The organism is Paraburkholderia sp. UYCP14C (assembly GCF_004197395.1).
Taxonomy (GTDB): domain Bacteria; phylum Pseudomonadota; class Gammaproteobacteria; order Burkholderiales; family Burkholderiaceae; genus Paraburkholderia.
In genome coordinates, this window is the sequence record NZ_SELS01000033.1 from 32,293 (window position 1) to 55,165 (window position 22,873).

Genomic DNA, 22,873 nt, shown 5'->3' on the forward strand with positions numbered 1-22,873 from the left:
CGAATGCAACCATGCAAAACCTGATTGAGCAGTACGACCCGCGCGAGTCGATGGAATACGACGTCGTGATCGTCGGCGGCGGCCCGGCCGGCCTGTCCGCGGCGATCCGCCTGAAGCAGCTGGCGGCTGAAAAAGGCGTCGAGCTTGGCGTGTGCGTACTGGAAAAAGGCTCGGAGATCGGGGCGCATATCCTGTCGGGTGCGGTGATGGACCCTCGCGCGCTGACCGAGCTGATTCCGGACTGGAAAGAAAAAGGCGCACCGCTGACGGTCGACGTGACCGAAGACCGCTTCCTGTTCCTGTCCGCAACCGGTGCGAAGAGCGTGCCGACCTGGGCGCTGCCGGACAATTTCAAGAACCACGGCAACTACGTGATCAGCCTCGCGAACGTGACGCGCTGGCTGGGTCAGCAGGCCGAGGCGCTCGGCGTCGAGATTTTCCCGGGCTTTCCGGCGGCCGAAGTGCTGTACAACGACGACGGCTCGGTCAAGGGTGTCGCCACGGGCAACCTCGGCATCGGCAAGGACGGCGAGCCGACCGAGAACTTCCAGCTCGGCATGGAGCTGCACGCGAAGTACACGCTGTTCTCCGAAGGCGCGCGCGGCCACCTTGGCCGCCAGCTGAACGAGAAGTTCAAGCTGCGTGACGGCGTCGATCCGCAGGTGTACGGCCTCGGCATCAAGGAGCTGTGGGAGATCGATCCCGCGAAGCACAAGCCGGGTCTGGTGATGCACACGGCCGGCTGGCCGCTGGAGAACGACACGTACGGCGGCTCGTTCCTCTATCACATGGACAACAACCAGGTCGTGGTCGGCTTCGTGGTCGGTCTCGGCTATTCGAATCCGTACCTGTCGCCGTTCGAGGAATTCCAGCGCTACAAGACGCATCCGGCGATCCGTGCGATGCTCGACGGCGGCAAGCGGGTGTCGTACGGCGCGCGGGCGATCACCGCGGGTGGCCTGCTGTCGCTGCCGAAGCTGGTGTTCCCGGGTGGCGCGCTGATCGGTGACGATGCTGGCTTCCTGAACGCCTCGCGGATCAAGGGCTCGCATGCGGCGATCAAGACCGGCATGCTGGCTGCTGACGCTGCTTTTGAAGCCGTGCAGGCCGGACGCACCAGCGATGAACTCACCGCGTATCCGGAGTCGTTCAAGACTTCGTGGCTGCATACCGAATTGCATCGTGCGCGCAACTTCAAGCAGTGGATGAGCAAGGGCCTGTACCTCGGTACCTTGATGGTCGGCGTCGAGCAGAAGCTGCTGGGCGGCAATGTGCCGTGGACGCTGCATCACCAGCATTCCGATCACGAGATGCTGAAGCCCGCCTCCCAGTGCAAGCCGATTGTCTATCCGAAGCCGGATGGCAAGCTGACGTTTGACCGGCTCTCTTCAGTGTTTATCTCGAACACCAACCATGAAGAGAATCAGCCGGCTCACCTGACGCTGAAAGATCCTTCGGTACCGGTGAACGTGAACTGGCAGACCTATGCCGGTCCGGAATCGCGCTACTGCCCGGCTGCGGTGTATGAGTTCGTGAAGAACGACGAGGGCAGCGAGCGGCTGGTGATCAACGCGCAGAACTGCGTGCATTGCAAGACCTGCGATATCAAGGACCCGACCCAGAACATCCTGTGGGTCGCGCCGGAAGGCGGCGGCGGGCCGAACTACGTCAATATGTAACGGTGCTGTCAATACGAGGATCGAACGGCGAGCGACAGTCGGCGTAGCCCAAGCCGTTACAGCGTGCAAGGCGGCGACACGGCAGCGGTGCTCGATTGTGTACGCCGTGCGAAGGAGCGCTGCCGGCTTGCGCCCGAGGCCAAGGTACATTCCTGCTATGAGGCCGGGCGCGATGGCTGGTGGCTGCACCGCTGGTTGACCGCGCAACGCATCGACAACCCCGTGGTTGATTCTGCCAGCATCGAAGTGAACCGACGCGCAAGGCGGCCCAAGAACGACCGCCTCGATGGCGACAGGCTGCTCGCCATGCTCAGGCGCCATCACGCCGGTGAGCGCGTCTGGGCGGTGCTGCGCGAGCCCACGCCCGCGCAGGAAGATGCTCGTCGAACTGGCATGGCGCTGGCTGCGCCTGCAGCCAGGCAGCCTCCTGACTGAGTGGTTCAACCGGCGCTTTGCGGGCAACGGCAAGCGGATGCGACGGGTGGGCATCGTCGCGCTGGCACGGCGTCTTGCCATCGCGCTATGGCGCTACCTGGAACACGGCGACATCCCGGCCGGGGCCGCGCTCAAACCTGTTGTCCCCTGAAGTGCCGGGTCAACATCGTTCGCGTGGTCTGGCAAGGAACACATCATGATGAGAGGTCGACGCGCCCGTAACGTCGGGGGGTCACCGCACGGTGACCGAAGCCAACGATGGGGCGCGGCGGTAACTGGGGTTTGCCAGTGCGCCTTGCGCGCATGCTGCATGAGGTGCAGGCCGTTTATGCACTGCACGGATAGAAGTTCGTTCCGGCACTGGCTGGAACGCTCGCCACACCCCGACCTCGGATCAGGATCGAACCACCGTGCGACACGACCGCTTCACATCACTCGCAATACAAAGGTGCCGGGATGAAATCTGATCCGTTTACCTGACAATCGAACACGGCTTGACAAACAAGTCCCCATAGAAGCCGACGTTCACGCGATCGAGAAGAGCAAAGAAGTAAAGCAGGATCAGGAGAGGCGGCACGGGTTGACGCTCCGAACGCGCGTCGGCCATCATACCGGCGTGCACTGGTCTCATCACCTCCATGCAGACATCACTGATCGATCCCGACCGCCGCGATGCGGTCACGCATGACCGTCAGATGCAAACGATTCTCCACTCGGGTACTAAAAATATCGCTTACATTTGACCCGCGTTGAGGTGGATCAGACGCTTGCCCAGATTCTCACCTCGGTACAGGCCCGCGATCGCGTCCGGCGCGGCTTCGATGCCGTCAAGCATGTCCTCCACGTACTTCAATTGACCGCCTCGCACCCATTCTGCGAGGTCAGTACGTGCCTGCGCGTAGTAGTCCAGATGATCGAAGATGACGAACCCTTGCATCCGAGCGCGCTTGACGAGAATGTGGCGTTCAATGCGAGGCCCAAGTGGTGGAGGGTTCCAGCTCGGTATCGAGGCAGTGCCGCAGACAACGATGCGCGCGCCGATGGTCAGGTGTGTCATGACGGCATCAGTTACCGGACCGGCCGTGTTGTCGAAGTACACGTCCACGCCGCCTGAACACGCATCGGCCAGGCGTTCGGGGAAATCCGGCGCTTTGTAGTCGACGGCCTGGTCGAAGCCAAAACGCTCCATACACAGCTCGCGCTTCACCTCTCCACCGGTGATCCCCACGGTGCGACAACCATGTAACCGCGCGATCTGCCCCACGCACGAACCGACAGCGCCAGCGGCCGTGGAAACCACGACGGTTTCGCCAGGTTTAGGCTGACCGATTTGCAGCAAACCATAGTGAGCCGTGACGCCATTGATGCCCAGCACTCCGAGTGCAGTGGACAGCGGCAGGTCGACCTCATCAATACGGCGCTCAATTTGAGTACCATCGACGAGTGCGAACTCCTGCCACCCGAACATACCGGTCACCGCGGTTCCCACCGGCCAGTCAGGATGCTGCGACGCCACGATACGTCCCGCGGCGAACGATCGCATCACGCTGCCCAACGCAACGGGCTCCGAGTAGTTAGCGACGGCACTGACCCAGCCACGCATTGCTGGCTCGACCGATAGCCACTCGTTGCGAACTACCACCTGGCCCGCGCCGGGGACCGGCACCGTTGTCTCGACGATGCGGAAGTGTTCCGCCTGCGGGATGCCATCTGGGCGGCTAGTGAGGACCACCTGCCGATTCGATCTTAAAGTCATGGAATCATCCTTTAGCATGTCATCACAGCACATTGGGAAGAGATGCGGCCTGGCGCACACTCGGGCAAGTCACGCCAATGGACGACCTCGGACGCTTTGCCGTTTCGTTCAATGACCAAACATTTCACGTGCTTTCTTCTTCGCTCAAGTTACGGTTCAAATCATCACGAAGCCCAGCCCACCATCCAGGTTCATTTCCGGCCACAGCCAGGGTGATTTTCTGTCAATCCTCGGTCCAACCGAAGGCCGAATTGGTGGTCAACCTGTCACCTCTTTACCGAAGATGGCGCGGGCAATCACCAGCTTCTGGATCTCATTCGTGCCCTCGTAAATCTCGGAGATCTTGCAATCACGGTAGATCTCCTCGACGCGGTAGTGCGAGTCATCGGCCGCCAGTTCACGCATGAAGCCGTAGCCGCCGAAGATCTGTACCCCATCGCGCGCAAACTCGCCCGCAAGTTGCGTCGCGTACCACTTGGCCATCGCGGCCTCGGGTTCAGGGAAGGCATCCCCGGCATCCATGCGCAGTGCCGCCTTGAGGTACAGGTTGCGCGCGTTCTCGATCTCGGTCGCGCGTTCGGCGAGCTTGAACTGCCAATGCTGGAATTGGGCCAGCTTCTTTCCGAACGCCTTACGATTGTTTAGGCGGTCGACGCAGTGATCGAAGGTCGCCTGGGCCATGCCGACACCGCTGGCGGCTATGCCGATTCGGCCATAAGTGAGCGTCTGCAGCGCGATCTTCAGTCCTGCACCGCGCACACCTACGACATTGCTGACCGGGACGCGCACGTTGTCGAAATAGATGTCTGCGGTCAGTTGCCCCTGGTTGCCAAGCTTGCGATCCGGCGGCCCCACACGCACGCCCGGCGCATCCAGGTCGACGACGACCTCGGTCATGCGGCCTTCGTCGGTGCATAGCAGCACGACGAAATTTGCCACCGGTGCGTTGGTAATGAAGCGCTTGCGCCCGTTGATCACAAAACCGGCATCGCCACAGACCGCATGGGTTTGCATGACCTTGACGTCGAGGTCCGTGCTGGCCTCCGGCTCGGTGGTCGCGAAGCTGCCGATGCGTTCGCCTGCCAGCAGCGGCTCGAGATAGCACTTCTGCAGTTCGGGTGATGCGTGCTCGAGCGCATGGCCAGCCAAAATGCAGTGCACATCAACGATCGCCGCCACCGAGTTGGAGTAGTAAGCAAGTTCCTCGATCAACACTGCCGTGGCCGTGGCGGGGTGCTTTAGGCCGCGACCGCCGACCTCTGCAGGAAAAGGGATGCGGAACAGGCCGGCATCAGCCATCTTCTTGAACAGTTCTCGTGGAAAATTCTCGACGGACTCCTCGCGATGTCCGATCGCCCAGGCTGCAGGCCGCACATGTTCGTCGGCAAAACTCCGCACTTCCTCGCGGATCGCGAGGGTTTCGTGTGGAGTGGTCAGGTCATGGTAGAGCCGCGGCTGATGCCGCTCGACGGCGGTCTGGCGGGCGGAGAGTGAATCGTGGCTGTCGTTCATGATGAAACCCTTGGGATTGGAAGATGTGTCGCCGCCATCGGGGGACAAATGTTCAAGACGTTCCCACTAAAAAACCGATGGCAGTGGTTACAGCGGCTAAAATGACTTTCCATATGTGAGTTCGGACACTCCATGACCTGCGCCACAATCATCACCTTCGATGAGTGCTAAGCCTCCAGCATCGGCGGTTTTGCGGACATCCTGCTGGTCGCGAATTCGCACCTGCGGCAAGGCGCCATCAGCTCTGGTCGGTCGGCAGGCGATAGCCCTTGAAGCGTTCGCGCAGTTCCAGCTTCTGCACCTTGCCGGTAGCGGTGTGTGGCAGCGCGTCAACGAACACCACGTCATCGGGCAGCCACCACTTGGTGATCTTGTCCTGCAGGTAGGCCAGGATATCAGCGGGCGCTGCCTCCTTGTCCGGCCGCTTCACTACCACCAGCAGCGGACGTTCCTGCCAGCGTCGGTGAGCAATGCCGATAACAGCGGCCTCCTGCACGGCCTCGTGACCGACCGCGGCGTTCTCCAGGTCGATCGACGAAATCCATTCGCCGCCCGACTTAATGACGTCCTTTGAGCGGTCAGTGATGCGCACGAAGCCGTCGCGGTCGATGGTGGCGACATCGCCGGTCGGGAACCAGCCGGTGTCGTCGAGGGCGGCGCCATCGTCGCCGCGGTAGTAGCCGCCCGCCACCCATGGGCCGCGTACTTTCAGCTCGCCGAAAACCTTTCCGTCGTGTGGCAGTGGGCTGCCGTCGGCGTCGAAGATCTCGATCTCGACACCGTAGATCGCGCGCCCCTGCAAGACCTGCAGATCAAAGCGGCGCTCTAGCGGCAGGCCAGCGTGCTTGGGCAGCAGATTGCCGATAGTGGCTGGCGAGCTGGTCTCGCTCATACCCCAGACTTGTATCACAAAGGCGCCGAAGTGCTTCTCGAATTTCTCGATGATCGCGCGCGGCGCCGCCGAACCGCCAACTACTACACGCTTCAGGCGCATGGTCGATACGTCCAGCTTAGCAGCGCTGCCCTCGATATAGTCAAACAGGCCGAGCCACACGGTGGGCACGCCAAGCGAGAAGTTGCACGCCTCGTCGCGGAGTAGACGGAAGATGCTCTCGCCGCCTACACCAGGACCGGGCAGTACCAGCTTGGCGCCGCACATAGCGGCCGCGTACGGGACGCCCCAAGCATTGACGTGGAACAGCGGCACGACCAGAAGCACGCTGTCATTCGCCGACAACCCAAGGCCGTCGGCCGCGCAGGCCGCAAACGTATGCAGCACGGTGGAACGGTGGCTGTACAGCACGCCCTTCGGATTGCCGGTGGTACCTGAGGTGTAGCACAGCGACGACGCGCGGGTCTCCTCGAAGACCGGCCACGCGTACTCGGCTGAGGCGCCGTCGAGCAGGTCCTCGTAGCTGTACAGGCGCGCCACATTCAGTGCGGGCATCTGCGCGCGCGAGCACAGTGCGACGAATCCCTTAATATGCGGGCATTGGGGCGCGATCTTAGCCACCAGGTCGGTGAAGGTGGTGTCGAAGAAGACGTAGCGGCTTTCGGCGTGATTCAAGATGTAGACGATCTGCTCGGCGAACAGGCGTGGGTTCACTGTATGCAGCACTGCACCCATGCCCGACACGCCGAAATACAGTTCCACGTGGCGGTGCGTGTTCCACGCCAGCGTGGCGACGCGGTCGCCGGCCTGGACGCCGAAGCCGGTTAGCACGTTGGCAAGTCGCTTGGCGCGCGCGTGCAACTGCCGCCAGTCGCTGCGGAGAATGCTGCCGTCCACCTGGCAGGAGACGATCTCCCGGTCGCCGTGGTAGGTCGCCGCGTGCTCGATCAGGCCGGAGATGAGGAGCGGTCGTTGCTGCATCAATGCATGCATCGGAGTCCTTGATGTCTGTGTAAAACGCTCGCCGTGATCACGAAGCTGCAGCCAAACTGCCGAGTGCCGCAACCAAATCAAACGAAGAGAAAAATAGCCACTTGGCACTGCCAAATCCAGATAGAAGCCTTCTTCCACTCGCCTGGCACTCAGTCTGTTGCACCGCTTTTCGCTTTGAACAGTCCATTCCAGCTTCTGGGTGCGTGCTGACGGGCCGCCGTCAATTGCTTCAGAAGGCCACTTCGCCCGCTCCTTTCAGCGCGAGGATGTGGCGCGCGTCGTCTGGTGTCGCTATCTCCAGACCCAAGCCCTCGAGCATTTGGCGAACGAGCATGACCTGCTCCGCATTGGTTTTTGCGAGTTGCCCCTTGCGTAGCCACAACGAGTCCTCGAGACCGACACGAACGTGCGAGCCCATCGTCGCAGCCAACGTCGCGATCGGGATCTGATTGCGCCCCCCTCCCAGCACAGACCACTCGTAGTTCTCACGCCCCAGCAGACGATCGGCGGTGCGGCGCATGTGAAGTACGTCTTCCGGATGAGCGCCGATGCCACCCAAAATACCGAACACGGACTGCACAAAGAACGGCGGCTTCACCAGTTGGCGCTCTGCAAAGTGCGCAAGCGTATACAGATGGCCGATGTCGTAGCACTCGATCTCGAACCGGGTACCGTTCTCCTGGCAGGTCTTAAGGATGTATTCAATATCGGCGAAAGTGTTGCGAAAAATTCGATCGCGAGAGCCCTCAAGGTACGACACTTCCCAGTCGTACTTGAGCTTGGGGAATCGCGTCAACATCGGGAACAAACCGAAATTCATCGATCCCATGTTTAGCGAGGCGACCTCGGGCTTGAAGGTTGCAGCCGGACGGAGCCGTTCTTCGATCGGCATAGTCGCGGCACCACCAGTGGTGATGTTGACCACGACATCGCTGCGCTCCCTAATGCCCTTCAGGAATAGCTCGTAGGCCTCGGGGGACTGATCTGGCCGCCCTTCGGGCCCGCGTGCGTGCAGATGTACGATGGCTGCGCCCGCCTGCGCAGCCCCAACGGCGGCTTCTTCGATCTCTGCCGCGGTCACCGGCAGGAATTCCGACATCCCCGGTGTGTGGATCGATCCGGTGATAGCGCACGTGATGATGACTTTGCTTCCATTCGACATTCTGTTCTCCTGGTCACGCCAGCTGCTGGCGAGGGGCACATGTCTCCGCGCTGGCGACGGTGACGCTCACCTTCGTTTATGCAAATCGCTTGGCTGTCTTGGGGACTGCAGGTGTTTCCGGACCGCGCTATATTGCGCACGCCCCTCTTCTTCTATGCCGCACCAAGGCTGGGTTCCATCTGATCAGCTCGGGTAGCGAGGTCATTTCTCTCGGATGCGCTCCACAAGTCTTCGGAATCCCGGTTCGCGGCTGGCCTCGGGACGTCCACGCTCCGGCATGTTTGGGGGCAATGTCTGTGGCAAGATAGCCTTTTGAAGTTTGTATTTCCGGGGCGAGCGCTCGCAGCTGCATTGCGGCGTTTCCCGAATTCCTCTTGTGCTCGAGCGCCCGCAGTTCCATCTCGATGCGGTCGATGAGCTTCGCAATATCCAAAAGCTGCTCCACCGCCACTCGACGTCACGGGGCACAAAGCCTCCTGAGGCTGGGCAAATCCTGGTGCTCCCAAAATGCCCTGAGCGGGTCCGGCAAGCCTCTTGAATCAGCGCAACCGCCCGCTAGCGTCAATCGAACGCGCCCACCGGACTACGTCGGCTCAGCAATACTCGTCGGCGGCGCAATACCTCCAACTCCTCGGCAGACACGCCGAGCTCAGCCAACACGTGAGCATTGCATTCGCCCTGGAAATAAGGCAGGCCCGGCGCCGGCAACTCTGATCGGCTGAACCGCCACGGCGGCCCCGGCATCCGCAGCGTGCCGCCTTCGCGATCGTCGACCTCGACGATCGCGCCCCAGTCTTTGGCCCACTCGGACGATGCGATGTCGTCGATGCTACGAACCATCCCGATCGCGAGTCCTGCCTCACTGACTTGTGCCTGAAGCTGATCAAAATCCGTGAAGGTAAGTACCCACGACCGCACTTCGGCCATCAGGCTGGCAAGGTGCTCGCGCCTCAGCGTGGCCGATGCGTAGCGCGGATCACGCGGCAGATCGAACCGCCGCATCATCGAGCAGTACCGGGCGAATATCGGCGAAAATATCGGACTCCCGACGAGTGTCAGGCGCTGTCCGTCTGGAAGCTCTATGATCGGCGACTCGTTGGCGCTAAGCGCATACGGCTCGTCATTGACGTCCAGCCCCGAAAGCAGCGCCCCGGCACGCTCGTTGACCGAAATCATTGTCGCCGCCATCGAGACATCCACGTGCTGCCCTTCGCCGGTGCGCGAGCGGTGTTGCAGTGCGGCCAGAACGGCGATGACGCCTTGGAGGCCGGTATAGACGTCGGCGTGGCTGCAGGCGTCATTGCGCAACTCGTTCATCGCGCCGGCGTAGTGCTGCTCGAGGATGTGTGTCAGACCAGTCTCGGCGTGCACTGCGGGCGCGTACGCTGGCCGGTTGCGCCACGGGCCGGTCTGTCCGTAGCCAGTGATCGACACATAGACCACCGTGGGATTGAACTTGATCACATCCTCGTAGGCGAGTCCGAAACGCGCGAGCGTGCCTGGGCGGAAGTTCTCGACGATAACGTCGGCGTCACGGCACAACTCGGTGACGAGCTTGCGCGCCTCGGGCCAGTTAAGGTCGAGACTGATGTTACGCTTGCCGGCATTCAGCTGTGCGTAGTAGAGCGACATGGCGCCGACGTGCGGCACCCCGGCGCGACCAAGGTCGCCCGAAGGCGGCTCGATCTTGGTGACGTCAGCGCCGAGATCGAGCAGGGCTTTGGTGCAGCCTGGGCCGGCAAGGACGCGGGTGAAGTCGATGACTTTCAGACCTGCAAGCGGTGCGCTGCTCATGATCAGTTCCCTTCGAAGACGGCAGAGCCCGGCCCGGTTGCGGCAAAGGCCGCGAGGCCGCGCACGCGATCCTGGCTGGCCCACATGACGTCGTTGATCTGCGCCTGCTGCGCATCCGCGGCCTGGACGCCGCCGCCTGCGGCGAGGTTCGCCAGACGCTTGATACCGCCCAGAGCCACAGTCGCGCCAGCGGCGAGCTGACGTGCCCACGACAGCGATGCGTTGCCCAGTTCGCTTTCCTCGACGACGAGGTTAATCACGCCCCAGCGCTCGAGGGCGCGCGGATCGTGGCGACGCGCGAACATTGCCATCTCCTTGCCGCGCGCAGGGCCGGCACGCTGGACCACGCGCTGCACACCACCCAACAGCGGCAGCAGGCCGAGAGTGGCTTCGGCCATGCCGAACGATGCCGTGTTGGCGGCCACGATCATGTCGCATATCAACGCGAGTTCGAAGCCACCGCCCAGCGCCGCTCCGTGGACCGCAGCCACGGTCGGTATAGGGATGTCCTCGAGCACGGACCAAATTCTCTCGAAACGCTCCTGGTCTCCACGCTCTGCATAGATCACATTCAGGTCCGCACCGGCACAAAAGTGCCGCATCGAACTGCGCAGCAGGATCGATCTGCAGCCTTCCGTGAGCGCATGGTCGTATGCTGTCATCACGTCCGACAGCATCGCGTTGTCAATCAGGTTGTGCGGTGGCTTGGCAAGCGTCACGACACCGACGTTGCCATCTTTATGGTATTCAACTGTTGGCATGGTTTGTCTCCGAAGAAGCGCGAGTAAGAGCCGTTGCGACGGCCGCCGTTGTTTTGGTGGTCAGATGTGAGAAGCTCAGCTTTCCGCGAAGGCCAGCAGCGGCTTAGCGTCGTGAGCGGCGCGCTCCGTGGCTGCGAAAGCTTCGAGCGCATCATTGAAGTGATAGCGGCGCGCTGCGGGCGGCCTCAGGCTGCCCGCAGCCATCTGCTCGAGCAGACTGCGCAGCCCTTCGCCGCTTTCGAGCAGGCTCTTGCGTTGGAGCCATAAATAGAGGAACCAGCCACGTACCTCGGCAGCAGAATAGACAAGCGCCGGAGCAAAAATCGGCATCTCGAAGGCTGCCGGTTCGGTCTGTCGGTGCGTCGACAGCGCTCCATAGACCAGCAGGCGCCCGCCTGGCGCAAGCTGGCGCGCCAGCGTAGCGCCGGTGCGTCCGGCGACGCAGTCGATCGCTTTCACGATGCCCTCGCCGCCGACAGCTTCCCTCAGTTGTTCAGGCCAGTTGTCTTGCGCTGTGCATATAACGACGTCCCCGCCCAGACTCTGGATCTCGGCGACCTGCTCATGACGGCGTACCAGGTTGATAGTGTGAAATCCCTGCGTTTTGGCAATCTGCAGTACAAAACGGCCGACCGTTGAGCCCGCCGCGCTCTGGACCAGCCAGTCTCCACGGCCTAGCTCATGTTCCAGCATCGTCATTGCCCAAGCTGTCATCGGATTAACAAGAGCCTGCGCGGCGTCCTCGTCGGAGACCGCCGCCGGCACCGGTATCGCGCGCGCAGCCGGGCTGATGACCTTCTCCCGCCAGGTTCCGGGCACGTTCAGCAATACCACGCGCTCCCCGAGCCGCGAGCTCGGTACTTCGCTGCCTACGGCGTCAATGATCCCGACACCTTCAGACCCGGGTGAAGCGGGCAGTTCGGGCTGACGCTGACGGGCGAAACGTCCGCGGATAACGTGCAAGTCCGACGGGTGCACAGGAGACAGCAGCATCCTTACGCGGAGCTCAGTTGGCCCGGGCGTCGGTTCGGGCAATTCGCATGATTGGACGACCGCTGACGGCTCGCCGTTCTTTTCGATTATCAGGGCTCTCATGTGCTCTCTCCTTCACTCGCTCTATGTGATTAATCATGGCTGGAGCCAGTCCTATCGCCAAGGTCTCTCTCTGCCGCTTTCCGGGTGATTTAATGACAGGACTGGTTTCCGGGCACCCAAGGTGTGGTGAGGCATGCATGTCATGCCAGCAGCGCCCTACGGGCGTTGCGCGATGGCACGCACGTGCATCGTTGCAAACTGCTGAATGTCCAGTTGATCGTCCCACGTCAACGCGTCAGGATGAAATCGTCGAAGTTCACACAAGGTGTTCAGGAGTCGGGTTCGGGCTGAGCTGTCACGCATGTCTATCGGTTATGCATCAAGAGATACACAAGTGGCGGGACTTTCCTTTCCTCGCACCAGCGATCAAATACTTGAAGGCACCTCGGTTGCCTTGGCGATCCCCTGACAGCCCTCGCGGCGCGACGACGGTAGGTGTTGTCGCCCTCACCCAGTAACGACTCTCGCCGCGGGGTAACCCGGATTTAAAATGGGGTCTATTTCTGCCAATATGGGGTCATTGGCTGACTAGGAGAAACGAATGACGTCCACGTCTAGAGCCGTGAACAGCGACGTGTTCGTGGGCCATGCCGGCGGCCCTCATGCGCCGACGATGATGCTGTTCGGCCTGGACGCACTTTTTGCCGAGTTGGCCGACGAAGGTATCTCCGCGCGGGAAGTACTGTCCGGAACCGGGGTACGAATTAAGCAGTTTGATGATCCGCGGACGTTGATTTCGCGCCATCAACGGTTGGCCATCTATCGCAATGCCTACCATCTAGCCAAGCGCCCCGACATCGGCCTGCTCGCAGGTGCGCGGCAGCGTGTCAGCGACTTCGGTGTCTACGGCTATGCCATCGCCAGCAGCCCGACGTTGGGCGCAGCGCTCGATCTATGCATGAAGCACCTCCGTCATGCAGGTCCTGTACTGCAGATTAGTTCGCGCATCGACGGCGATACCGGAATCTTGCGCAGCCACGATCCCTGGTCCATGGGAGACCTACTTCCATTCGTGGCGGAGTTCTGGCGCGCTTCGATCAACTCACTGCTCAGCCGCGTCCTTGAAGCGCCCTTTCCTTCAATCCGGATGTTGCTTCCCTACCCCGCTCCCGCACATTGGCGAGCTTACACGCGAACGTTCGGCTGTCCGGTGGAATTCGGCGCAGAAGTTATGGAATGGCACTACGACGCGAGCGCGCGCGAGCGCAAGTTGCCGAACGCGAACCCGATGACAGCACTAGTGTGCGGGGACTTCTGCGAACAGGTATTGGCGGGCGTTGAAAGCGACTCGGAACTGGTATCCGCAATCCATGGCTTTCTACTCAGGCAGCCTGGCCGCTTTGAGAACGTTGATGTTCTGGCAGAGCGCTTTGGCATGTCGGTACGCACATTACACCGCAGACTGGCAGCTGAAGGCACATCGTACCAGGCGATTCTTGACGAGGTGCGGCTCGGACTAGCCCGTCAGTATCTGGATCAGACTTCGTTGACGATCGAGCAGATCGCGGAACGGCTGGGATTCTCCGACGCGTCCAATTTCCGCAAGGCATTCAAGAAGTGGACCGGTGCCGCCCCCGGTGCACAGCGGGCCGCGCGCCCGGTTACAGCAGGACAGACGCCGGTCGGCCGGCTCCCCACGCGATAACTCCACTCCCACAACGACAGCCGCAGGCTCTTTTTTTATAGTGCCTGTCTAGCACGTCACGGCGCTCCTGCCCGCCGCCGACTGTAGTCCGCGGTGGCATCAGATCACCTCCGTATTGACCGGAAAAGACCTTTCTAGCCTTTAGCGTTGGCCGCAGCATATGAGCATCTCGTCGCCGCCGGCGATGTGCATATGTTCCCCAGCCGAAACTTCCGCCATGAAAGTTCTGATCATTCACGCTCACCCGGAGCCTCAGTCATTCAGCTCTGCCTTGAAAACCGTCGCGGTGAAGACATTCATCGAAGACGGACATGAGGTTCAAGTCTCCGATCTCTACGCAATGGGCTTCAATCCGGTCGCGTCTGCTGCCGACTTTGGCGAACGAGCAAATCCGGATTACTGCGTCTATGCGCTCGAGCAGCGCCACGGCATAAAGACCGCGACAATCAGTGCCGACATTCAGCAGGAGTTGGCGAAGCTACTGCAATGTGACCTCCTGGTCCTCAATTTCCCGCTGTTCTGGTTCTCTACGCCAGCCATTCTCAAGGGCTGGATCGACCGCGTACTCGCGTCTGGCGCTGTGTACGGCGGAACACGCTTCTATGACCGCGGAGGACTTCGTGGCAAACGCGCTTTAGTCAGCGTAACGCTAGGCGGGCAGCAACACATGTTCGGACAGGATGCAATACATGGTCCGTTCGAATCGATGCTGAGGCACTTGTTGCAGGGAACGCTGGCCTACACGGGACTCGAAGTATTGCCACCGTTTGTTGGATGGCATGTGCCTTATATCGCGCATGAGGCCAGAGTCGAAATACTGGAAAAGTGGCGTGATCGAATTCGATCCCTGGAGGGGGAGACTCCGCTTTCATTCCCGAGTCTTAACGACTTTGACGAACGGCTATACCCACTTAAAAACAAAGTACAGCAAGAAACTGAATGACTGTGGCTCACGGCCCATGACATCGCGCAAGCGTGGCTGGCCGACGGGGTCGTGGGCGCAATCCGGCGAGCCGACGCTGACTTGGTGCGACTTCCGGAATCGGTCTTGTTCGGCGCCATCCGCACCCTAGGTCCGACGGTCCCATGCCGACGGCGGCGAAACACGTTTCAACTTGATGGTTAAACACACCTGTGTGGTGGAGGGATTAGCAATGAGTAGTCGTGAAGTGGTCGTGGTCGGAGCCGCCCGGACGGCGATTGGTACCTTCGGTGGCTCGTTGCGGGATGTTCCGTTGACCGAACTGGGCACGACGGTCGTGCGAGCCGCGCTGCTGCGCTCAGGCGCCGAAGCAGGCGACATCGGGCAGGTCGTCATGGGCAACGTTATCCCGACCGAGCCGAGGGATGGCTACCTGAGTCGTGTTTCCGCGATGGATGCGGGGATTCCAAAAGAGACGCCGGCGTTCAACGTCAATCGTCTCTGTGGATCTGGTCTGCAGGCGATTATCTGCGCGGCGCAGTCCATCATGCTAGGCGATGCGGACCTGGCGGTTGGCGGTGGCGCTGAATCCATGAGTCGTGGACCATACATCGCCGAGGCTGTCCGATGGGGCAAGCGCATGGGTGATAGCCAGATCACTGATTACATGAACGGAATCCTTCATGATCCGTGGCAGCGCATCCACATGGGAGTGACGGCCGAGAATGTCGCAGAGCGCTACAGTATTTCCCGCCAGGAGCAGGACGAGCTGGCGCTGGAGAGCCAGCGTCGCGCTGCTGCAGCAATCGACGACGGCCGTTTCAAAAGACAGATCGTGCCCGTGACCGTTAAGAGCCGCCTCGGTGTCGTCGAATTCGATACCGACGAACACGTCCGTCAAAGCGTGACTGTCGACGCCCTGTCCAAAATGAAGCCAGTATTCAAGGAGTCAGGATCGGTAACGGCGGGCAACTCGTCTGGTATCAATGATGGCGCCGCCGCGCTGATTCTTGCTGACGCGGGCAAAGCGGCTGCAATGGGGCTTAAGCCGTTGGCCCGCTTGGTGGGGTACGCGCATGCAGGTGTCGAGCCCGAGTACATGGGCATTGGTCCTGTACCGGCCACGCGCTTCGTCATGCAACGAACTGGCCTTAAGGTTTCCGACATGGACGTGATCGAGGCGAACGAAGCATTTGCCGCCCAGACTTGCGCAGTCGCGAAGGTGTTGGACTTCGATCCCCGTAAGCTCAATCCTAACGGATCCGGCATTTCTCTAGGACATCCACTCGGCGCGACCGGTGCCATCCTTTCGGTAAAGGCTATCTATGAACTACATCGGACCGCCGGGCGCTATGCGCTCGTGACAATGTGCATCGGCGGTGGCCAAGGCGTTGCCGCGATCTACGAACGCGTCTGAAGTTCCATAGTTAGCTGCCAGACATGTGCGAGCCATAGCCGGTCGAAATTGATGGAGAAGTAGATGCCCAGTGCTGGAAAGTCGCTACGGTTAATGGTCGAACACTGGCTCGCGCCAGACTCAGAAAGCCGGCTGCGTGTTGCGGAGTTCAGGAACAGACGGTCCCCTCGCGAGTGCTATGTATGCATTGAGAAAAGCACGACAACAGGATCTCTGTCAATCTACTTCTATCGTCACCATGATGGAACGTGGCGCGTATTCCCTCCTGATCCACAACGGTTGACTATGCGGGCGAGGTAGATGAATGCGATACAACGCGATCCGCTCCAAATCCATGGAGCGTTCGCGGGCTATCCCGATAACCAACGGTCAGTACGGCCCCATCCAGCGATGGCTCTTCGCAAACGAAATGAATAAGTCGATTGCCGGATCGCGTGAATCGGCAATCCACCGTGCTCCTATCGTCCGCCGATGCGGGAAATCGGCCACGGGCACCGCGACAACTTCTCCGTTGCAAAAATTCGCCGGCATAAGAGTGATGCCAATGCCCGCGGCAACGAGGCCGAGCGCGCGATCGTCTTGATCTGTCCGATATACCACCCGAGACTTAAGGTCATGCGACCGCAACGCCTTTGCGGCAACTTCAAATGTCTCACAGCTCGTGCGCACAATGAATGGTTCATTTTGTAGGTCGGCCAGCGTCACCGATGAGAGTCCGGCGAAGCGATGTGCTTTGCTCACGATCACGACATACGCCTCGTCGAACAGCGCCAGGCTCCGCTCCATTTCGTCGCCTTCGCGGATAGTCGTCAAACAGACGTCAAGCTCCTTCCGCTTGAGATGACCGGCGAGATCCGACGCTGGAGCATCGGTCAGTTCCACCATGACTTCCGGATGCGCCTGCCTGAACGCCTTCAACAGGGCGCCGAGTTGCGGCGTGGGCAAGGTCCGCACGATACCGACGCGCAATACGCGCGGTGCACCAATTGCACGAATGTCGGCCTTGAGAATATTGCACGTCTGAAGCAGTGAGGAGCCGACCTGGTAAAGCCGTTTGCCGGCAGCGGTCGGTGTCACCGCGTTGCGCTTGCGTTCGAGCAAAGCGACACCGAGTTCGTCCTCAAGCTTCGCGATGGTCGCCGACAGTGCGGACTGTGATACCGCGACCCGCGAGGCGCCGCGCGTGAAGCTTCCCGTGTCGACAACCGCGACGAACTGACTGATCTGATAGAGCTCCATGGCAGGATCACTTATTTTGATTCAATGAATAGCAACAAACGATTTTACTTATGTTAACTCGGTTCGTATAGTTCCTGCAAAGACGATCTTGCAGATGCCGATGCACCCGTCTTCGAACTCTTCGTGCCGTTCTTTCGAACGGAAGTACCGCTCTTTCAATACAAAGCGAGATCTTTCATGATTTATGCAGGACCAGGCGCTGCAGGCGCCAAGATTGACTACAAACTTCGTTACGACAACTTCATTGGTGGCAAATGGGTCCCACCGCTCAAGGGTGAATATTTCGACGTCGTTACGCCGACCACAGGTGCCGTCTATACGAGCGCCGCGCGATCGAGCGCGGAAGATATTGAACTCGCGCTCGATGCCGCGCATGGGGCGGCCGATAAATGGGGTAAGACGTCCGCAGCCGACCGCGCAAGTGTATTGCTCAAGATTGCCGACCGGCTCGAGGCAAACCTCGAGTTGCTGGCCTATGCCGAGACCGTGGACAAGGGCAAACCGATCCGCGAAGCCCTTATTGCCGATATTCCGCTCGCCATCGACCACTTCCGTTACTTTGCGGGCGCTGTGCGTGCTCAAGAGAGCGGCCTAAGCGAAATCGACGAGACCACAGTCGCCTATCACTTCCACGAGCCGCTAGGCGTAGTGGGCCAGATTATTCCTTGGAACTATCCCATTCTGATGGCTGCGTGGAAACTGGCCCCCGCACTGGGCGCCGGCAACTGCGTCGTGCTGAAGCCGGCTGAATCAACGCCCATCAGCATTCTGATACTGATCGAGCTAATCGCCGATTTGCTGCCTCCGGGCGTAGTCAATGTCGTCAACGGTTTTGGTCGCGAAGCAGGCATGCCGCTGGCGACCAGCCGCCGCATCGCCAAAATCGCGTTCACGGGCAGCACCAGCACCGGCCGCGTCATTGCGCAGGCCGCTGCGAACAACCTGATCCCGGCCACGCTGGAGCTGGGTGGGAAATCGCCAAACATCTTCTTTGCCGACATTGCGGACAAAGATGACGCTTTCTTCGACAAGGCCATCGAAGGACTGGTGCTGTTTGCATTCAATCAGGGCGAGGTCTGCACCTCGCCGACGCGCGCGCTGATCCACGAATCAATCTATGACAAGTTCATGGGGCGCGTGCTCGAACGAGTGGCTGCTATCAAGCAGGGCAACCCGCTCGACACCGACACCATGATTGGCGCACAAGCGAGTAAGGAACAATTGGCGAAGATCCTGTCTTACCTCGACATTGGAAAGCTGGAAGGCGCCGAGGTACTGGCAGGCGGGGCGCAGGCGCATCTGGGAGGCGAGCTGGCGGGCGGCTACTACGTGCAGCCGACGCTTTTCAAAGGCCACAACAAGATGCGCATCTTCCAGGAAGAGATCTTCGGTCCGGTATTAGCGGTTACCACTTTCAAAGACGAAGCAGAGGCGCTGTCCATTGCCAACGACACTCAGTACGGTCTGGGTGCCGGAGTCTGGAGCCGTAACGGCAACGTCGCCTATCGCATGGGCCGCGGCATCAAAGCGGGGCGCGTGTGGACCAACTGCTATCACGTTTATCCGGCACATGCCGCGTTTGGCGGTTACAAGGAATCGGGCTATGGCCGGGAAAACCACAAGATGATGCTCGCGCATTACCAGCAGACCAAGAACCTGCTTGTAAGTTACAGCGACGATAAGCTGGGCTTTTTCTGATCCGGCTACCTCAATAGCTCGAAGTGCCCTGCTGTCTTGGCAGCGGGGCACTGACAGACGCTTTCGGACTTCATTAGATGCGGCACCCGGCAAAGGATTTGCATGGTCGAAAAGATTCTGGCTACTTCCGCAGCACTGGCGTTGATCGATGAGTTGAAAAAGCAGTATGGTGCATTCTTCTTCCATCAATCCGGTGGCTGCTGCGACAACAGCGCAATCAACGCGTATCTTCCCGGCGAGCTGACAATCGGCGCGGGGGATGTCTATCTCGGCGAGATCGGTGAGGTGCCCGTATACATTGGCGTGAACCAGTACCAGTACTGGAAGCACACGCAACTTATCATCGACGTAATCGAGGGATCCGGGGGAACATTCTCTTTAGAGGGCGCCAGTGGCAGAACCTTCCACACCCGATCCCGAGTATTCACCGATGAAGAACTACAAGAATTAGGATTGACCGCAACACGTTACAGTTGCGAGCTCGGCTCAAAAAAATGACGGTGCAATAGCACGAGACTGAATCTGACAGTGGCCGGTTCTTCGTGCTATCGCGCGAGCGCCGGAGTGCGTAAGCCGAATCGGCGATGTGTGCGGCGAACCGCAAGGAGTCCACCACGACACAGGAACAGAAAGTCATTCGCGCCAAGGTTGGCATGCTCGAACTCGCACAGCAACTGCGCAATGTCAGTCCGGCTGTCCGGTAATGCGCTATTCCCCCGGACAGCTCTTATCGCTTCAATGAGCTATACAACCAGGGCGGTGAAGCGGCCGTGCAACTCACATCGGTTCGTGCGGCTTTTCACTTGCGTTCCCGAATCCTGGTGAAATCTGGCCTTCGTTTTTCGCGAAATGCAGCGAATGCTTCCCGGGCTTCATCGCTTTCGAGCCGCTTCGCGAAGACGCCAAGTTCAACATCGATCTGCAACGCGAGCTTTTCTGTATCACGCATGATCCGCTTCATTGCGATCATCGCGCCATAAGGTTTCGACGCGAGCTGTTCCGCCGCACGTCTCGCCTCGCTCCGCAGTTCGGCGTTTGGCACCACCCTGTTCGCAAGGCCCGATGCCAATGCGGCTGCGGCTGGCAATGGGGCGCCAAATGCGAACATTTCAAACGCGCGCGCGTGGCCAATGCGCAACGGCAGGAGCAAGGACGACGCAGCTTCGGGGACCAACGCAAGATCAATGAAGGGCGTGATCAACTGAGCGTCCTCGGCCAGAATCACGTAGTCGCAATGCAACAGCATGGTGGCGCCCACTCCGATCGCCTTGCCCTGTACTGCCGCGACAAGCGGAACAGAGGTGCTCGCCAGACTGCGGAGAAATCGGTCGACATGGCGCTCTTGCAGTGCAGAGCCTGCAGCTCGCGCCGCAAACTCGCCGATGTCATTTCCGGCTGAGAACAAATCACCCTCGCTCTGGAGCACGATCACATGGACTTCGGGATCGGATGATGCGCCGTCGATCGCGTCCGCAAGGGCACCGTACATCGCATTCGTTAGTGCATTCTTTTTGTCCGGTCTTGAGATCGTGACGGTCAATACGCCAGCGTGGCGTTCAGTTTTGATTTCAGAGGTCATACCTATTTTCTCCGGCGATTCCCGCGAGCCCGGCGATTGGCGTGGTGTCGGCTATTGGCGAACAGGATATCGGTCTGAACATGCAGTTCAAGGGGGATCTCATCAAGGCTACGTGCGTGCTTCGGCAATTCGCCCACTCGCAAGCCGATACACGCATGCAGACCAATTCGACATCAACAAATGGAAGCTTACAAAAGGCGTCTCGTCTATACATGACGGGTTCCTGCAAATGGATCAACAGCTTTCCGCTGGAAACTCTTGCAGCAAAAAGCGCTTCGAATTGCTCGGGACCAACCAATTAAGGATAACTCGGAATCCGCATGGCCGGTCTTTCGGGTTCCGGTGGAAAGACGCTCCAGTTTCCATCGCGGTGACGATAAAAGAACATAGCCCTCGAGCCTTTTCCATTGTCTGCGACAACACAAATGTAACGCCCGATCTTGGATCGCCCATAGTGGCTCACCCTAAAGCCTCGCTCAGGGTCTGGCGACAACCAATCTTGGACCATTGCGCGCAACGATCGTCCTGCTCTTTCCATTGCACTTCTCCATCTATTTCAACTTCATGGCACTTTAAGACGCGGATTCAAAAGGGGTCGCAGGCGCTCCTGACCGTAACGCAAGCGACCAAGGTTGCGGCCACTACAAATGCCGGCACATCCACCACGAGTTCGATATTCGCTCCAGCACCGCCCGGCATGGGCATCCCGCAAGGCAATCGCACCGGAAAAGGCCGTTGATTCGGTCGTCCACCGTTGCGTCCACCATTCATTTGGTGTGCGCCAAAGTAGCCAAACTCAGTGACGAAATCTACACGGTGATAAGGAAGCTCTTACTTTTCTCCTTGGAACGGCGAGGCTGAGACGCCTTTAGCTCGAGAAGGCGTCAGCGTGCCCTCGCCATGTACCGAGTGCCGACTTCCTGTCATCGACATCGGCGATAAGATCGCTTCCTACCACGTTTCCTTAAACGGGCGAACTTCGAGATAAAACGACCAGGCACTCCTCGGCTGGTGTGCGACATGCCATAACTCGCCAGCGATGTCGGCAGGTAGGATAAAAAAATCGTCAGGAGCGTCCGGACGTGCCGCCCTCGTCCATTCGACGTCGATCACTGCATCAATCACGAGATAGGCCACATGGATCCCTTTGGGCCCGAGTTCGCGCGCGATTGCCTCCGCCAGGATGCGCTGCGCCGCTTTGGTTGGCGCGAAGCCGGCGAAATTACTTTTACCTCTTAGGGCGGAAGTGTTGCCCGTCGCGATGATCGCGCCGGCACCGGCTTCTATCATTGCCGGGGCAACGCGTCGCGCTAGAGCCAAGAACGCCGTCACGTTGACATGAAAATTGCGTTCCAGAATGGCGGGGTCAATCTGCAGGAAGTTTCCGAATGCTCCACCAACGGCGTTATGGATAACGACATCGGGCGGCCCGAAGTCGCCGAAGATACGATCTAGCGTCTCGGCGAAACTGGCACTGTCGGTGACGTCGACCGGAAACGCCTTAGTGCCGCGAATCTCGGACTCAATCTTCTTCAAACGTTGCTCATTTCGCGCAACCATGGCTACGTCGTAGCCGCCGTCGGCGAAGCGCCGAACAATGGCCGCCCCGGTGCCGGGGCCGACGCCGGTTATCAACAAGCGCTTACTATTCATTGGGAAGCCCTCGCCAACGCGTCCAGCTTGTCTTTGACGAAAGACAATCGATCGTTTCCGAAGAACATATCCTGATCGACAAAGAATGTCGGTACGCCAAAGACACCATTTTCAATGGCACGCTCATTGTTTACGGCCAATTGAGCGACGATCTCGGGTGAGTCTGCAACCTCCCACAATGCGGCCGGTATGTCATTGGCCGCCGCAAACTGCAAACGCGCCTCATCCGTGGCCAAGTCTTCCGTTCCTGTCCAGACCGTGTTGAACAATGTCTCATTGACCTTCTCAAAGAGCCCCATTTGCTGAGCCGCAAGTCCCGCCCGCGATAGCAGCGCGTTGGGCAGATGCCCCTCTTTCATGGCGTTAAGCAGCGTCTTGTTAGGGGACAGAGCAAGATCGTATTTCTGCGCCCAGCGTCCGGCGTCGACACGCGAGTACCGAAGCTTCGGTGGGCACAGCGGCGACGGCTGGTTGTTGACATGTTTCATGACCGAAACGATGTCAACCAGCTCATAGTCGATGGTTACGCCTAGCTTCTTGACTTGTGAATTGGCCAGATACGAATAGATGCTCCGGTAGTCGAGTACGAACCGAACTTGCATGGTTGTTGCTCTCCAATTTTCTGTATTTTGTGGCGGTCA

General features: G+C 59.7%; 18 protein-coding genes. 7 read left to right on the forward strand and 11 right to left on the reverse strand.

Annotated elements, in window-relative coordinates:
* Nucleotides 1-11: 11 nt before the first annotated feature.
* The gene (locus EVC45_RS26455; RefSeq protein ID WP_129961170.1) at nt 12-1,679 is read left to right on the forward strand and encodes an electron transfer flavoprotein-ubiquinone oxidoreductase; all 1,668 of its coding nucleotides are present in this window, start codon (nt 12-14) and stop codon (nt 1,677-1,679) included.
* A 376-nt stretch (nt 1,680-2,055) separates the two neighbouring features.
* Nucleotides 2,056-2,265, forward strand: a complete 210-nt coding sequence (locus EVC45_RS47960; RefSeq protein WP_373683067.1) for a hypothetical protein — start codon at nt 2,056-2,058, stop codon at nt 2,263-2,265.
* A 582-nt stretch (nt 2,266-2,847) separates the two neighbouring features.
* On the opposite strand, the gene EVC45_RS26465 is transcribed toward EVC45_RS47960, so the two are convergent.
* From EVC45_RS26465 to EVC45_RS26495, 7 genes are all read right to left on the reverse strand, one after another.
* Nucleotides 2,848-3,870, reverse strand: a complete 1,023-nt coding sequence (locus tag EVC45_RS26465; RefSeq protein ID WP_129961171.1) for an NADP-dependent oxidoreductase — start codon at nt 3,868-3,870, stop codon at nt 2,848-2,850.
* A gap of 258 nt (nt 3,871-4,128) precedes the next feature.
* Nucleotides 4,129-5,382, reverse strand: a complete 1,254-nt coding sequence (locus EVC45_RS26470) for an acyl-CoA dehydrogenase family protein (protein WP_129961172.1) — start codon at nt 5,380-5,382, stop codon at nt 4,129-4,131.
* A gap of 238 nt (nt 5,383-5,620) precedes the next feature.
* Nucleotides 5,621-7,267 (reverse strand): long-chain-fatty-acid--CoA ligase, encoded by a 1,647-nt coding sequence (locus EVC45_RS26475; protein ID WP_129961219.1) that lies wholly within the window; start codon nt 7,265-7,267, stop codon nt 5,621-5,623.
* Nucleotides 7,268-7,496: 229 nt separating this feature from the next.
* Complete coding sequence (locus tag EVC45_RS26480) at nt 7,497-8,429, reverse strand: 3-keto-5-aminohexanoate cleavage protein (RefSeq protein ID WP_129961173.1); 933 nt, start codon at nt 8,427-8,429, stop codon at nt 7,497-7,499.
* A gap of 561 nt (nt 8,430-8,990) precedes the next feature.
* Nucleotides 8,991-10,223 (reverse strand): CaiB/BaiF CoA-transferase family protein, encoded by a 1,233-nt coding sequence (locus EVC45_RS26485; RefSeq protein WP_129961174.1) that lies wholly within the window; start codon nt 10,221-10,223, stop codon nt 8,991-8,993.
* A gap of 2 nt (nt 10,224-10,225) precedes the next feature.
* A complete protein-coding gene (locus tag EVC45_RS26490) occupies nt 10,226-10,984 on the reverse strand; it encodes an enoyl-CoA hydratase/isomerase family protein (RefSeq protein WP_129961175.1) in 759 nt (252 codons plus the stop codon).
* Between the two features lie 75 nt (nt 10,985-11,059).
* Nucleotides 11,060-12,079, reverse strand: a complete 1,020-nt coding sequence (locus tag EVC45_RS26495) for a zinc-dependent alcohol dehydrogenase family protein (protein WP_129961176.1) — start codon at nt 12,077-12,079, stop codon at nt 11,060-11,062.
* Between the two features lie 541 nt (nt 12,080-12,620).
* Here EVC45_RS26495 and EVC45_RS26500 point away from each other — a divergent pair.
* From EVC45_RS26500 to EVC45_RS26510, 3 genes are all read left to right on the forward strand, one after another.
* Nucleotides 12,621-13,724, forward strand: a complete 1,104-nt coding sequence (locus EVC45_RS26500) for an AraC family transcriptional regulator (protein WP_129961177.1) — start codon at nt 12,621-12,623, stop codon at nt 13,722-13,724.
* 217 nt (nt 13,725-13,941) lie between these two features.
* Nucleotides 13,942-14,667, forward strand: a complete 726-nt coding sequence (locus EVC45_RS26505; RefSeq protein ID WP_129961178.1) for an NAD(P)H-dependent oxidoreductase — start codon at nt 13,942-13,944, stop codon at nt 14,665-14,667.
* 211 nt (nt 14,668-14,878) lie between these two features.
* On the forward strand, nt 14,879-16,063 hold the full coding sequence (locus EVC45_RS26510) for an acetyl-CoA C-acyltransferase family protein (protein ID WP_129961179.1): 1,185 nt from the start codon (nt 14,879-14,881) through the stop codon (nt 16,061-16,063).
* A gap of 369 nt (nt 16,064-16,432) precedes the next feature.
* Here EVC45_RS26510 and EVC45_RS26520 read toward each other — a convergent pair whose 3' ends face one another.
* Complete coding sequence (locus tag EVC45_RS26520; protein WP_129961181.1) at nt 16,433-17,302, reverse strand: LysR family transcriptional regulator; 870 nt, start codon at nt 17,300-17,302, stop codon at nt 16,433-16,435.
* A gap of 177 nt (nt 17,303-17,479) precedes the next feature.
* Here EVC45_RS26520 and EVC45_RS26525 point away from each other — a divergent pair, with 177 nt between their 5' ends.
* Both EVC45_RS26525 and EVC45_RS26530 read left to right on the forward strand, forming a co-directional pair.
* The gene (locus EVC45_RS26525; protein WP_129961182.1) at nt 17,480-19,000 is read left to right on the forward strand and encodes an aldehyde dehydrogenase family protein; all 1,521 of its coding nucleotides are present in this window, start codon (nt 17,480-17,482) and stop codon (nt 18,998-19,000) included.
* A 102-nt stretch (nt 19,001-19,102) separates the two neighbouring features.
* Entirely contained in the window at nt 19,103-19,498 is a 396-nt protein-coding gene (locus EVC45_RS26530; protein ID WP_129961183.1) for a DUF779 domain-containing protein, read from the forward strand.
* Nucleotides 19,499-19,799: 301 nt separating this feature from the next.
* Here EVC45_RS26530 and EVC45_RS26540 read toward each other — a convergent pair whose 3' ends face one another.
* The 3 genes from EVC45_RS26540 to EVC45_RS26555 all read right to left on the reverse strand — a co-directional run bounded on the left by EVC45_RS26540 (nt 19,800) and on the right by EVC45_RS26555 (nt 22,834).
* Nucleotides 19,800-20,579 (reverse strand): enoyl-CoA hydratase-related protein, encoded by a 780-nt coding sequence (locus EVC45_RS26540; protein WP_129961184.1) that lies wholly within the window; start codon nt 20,577-20,579, stop codon nt 19,800-19,802.
* A gap of 951 nt (nt 20,580-21,530) precedes the next feature.
* Complete coding sequence (locus EVC45_RS26550; RefSeq protein ID WP_129961186.1) at nt 21,531-22,232, reverse strand: SDR family NAD(P)-dependent oxidoreductase; 702 nt, start codon at nt 22,230-22,232, stop codon at nt 21,531-21,533.
* Nucleotides 22,229-22,834, reverse strand: coding sequence for a 2-hydroxychromene-2-carboxylate isomerase (locus tag EVC45_RS26555; protein WP_129961187.1), 606 nt, complete (start codon nt 22,832-22,834; stop codon nt 22,229-22,231). Before EVC45_RS26555 ends, EVC45_RS26550 begins: the two co-directional genes overlap by 4 nt.
* Between the last annotated feature and the right edge of the window lie 39 nt (nt 22,835-22,873).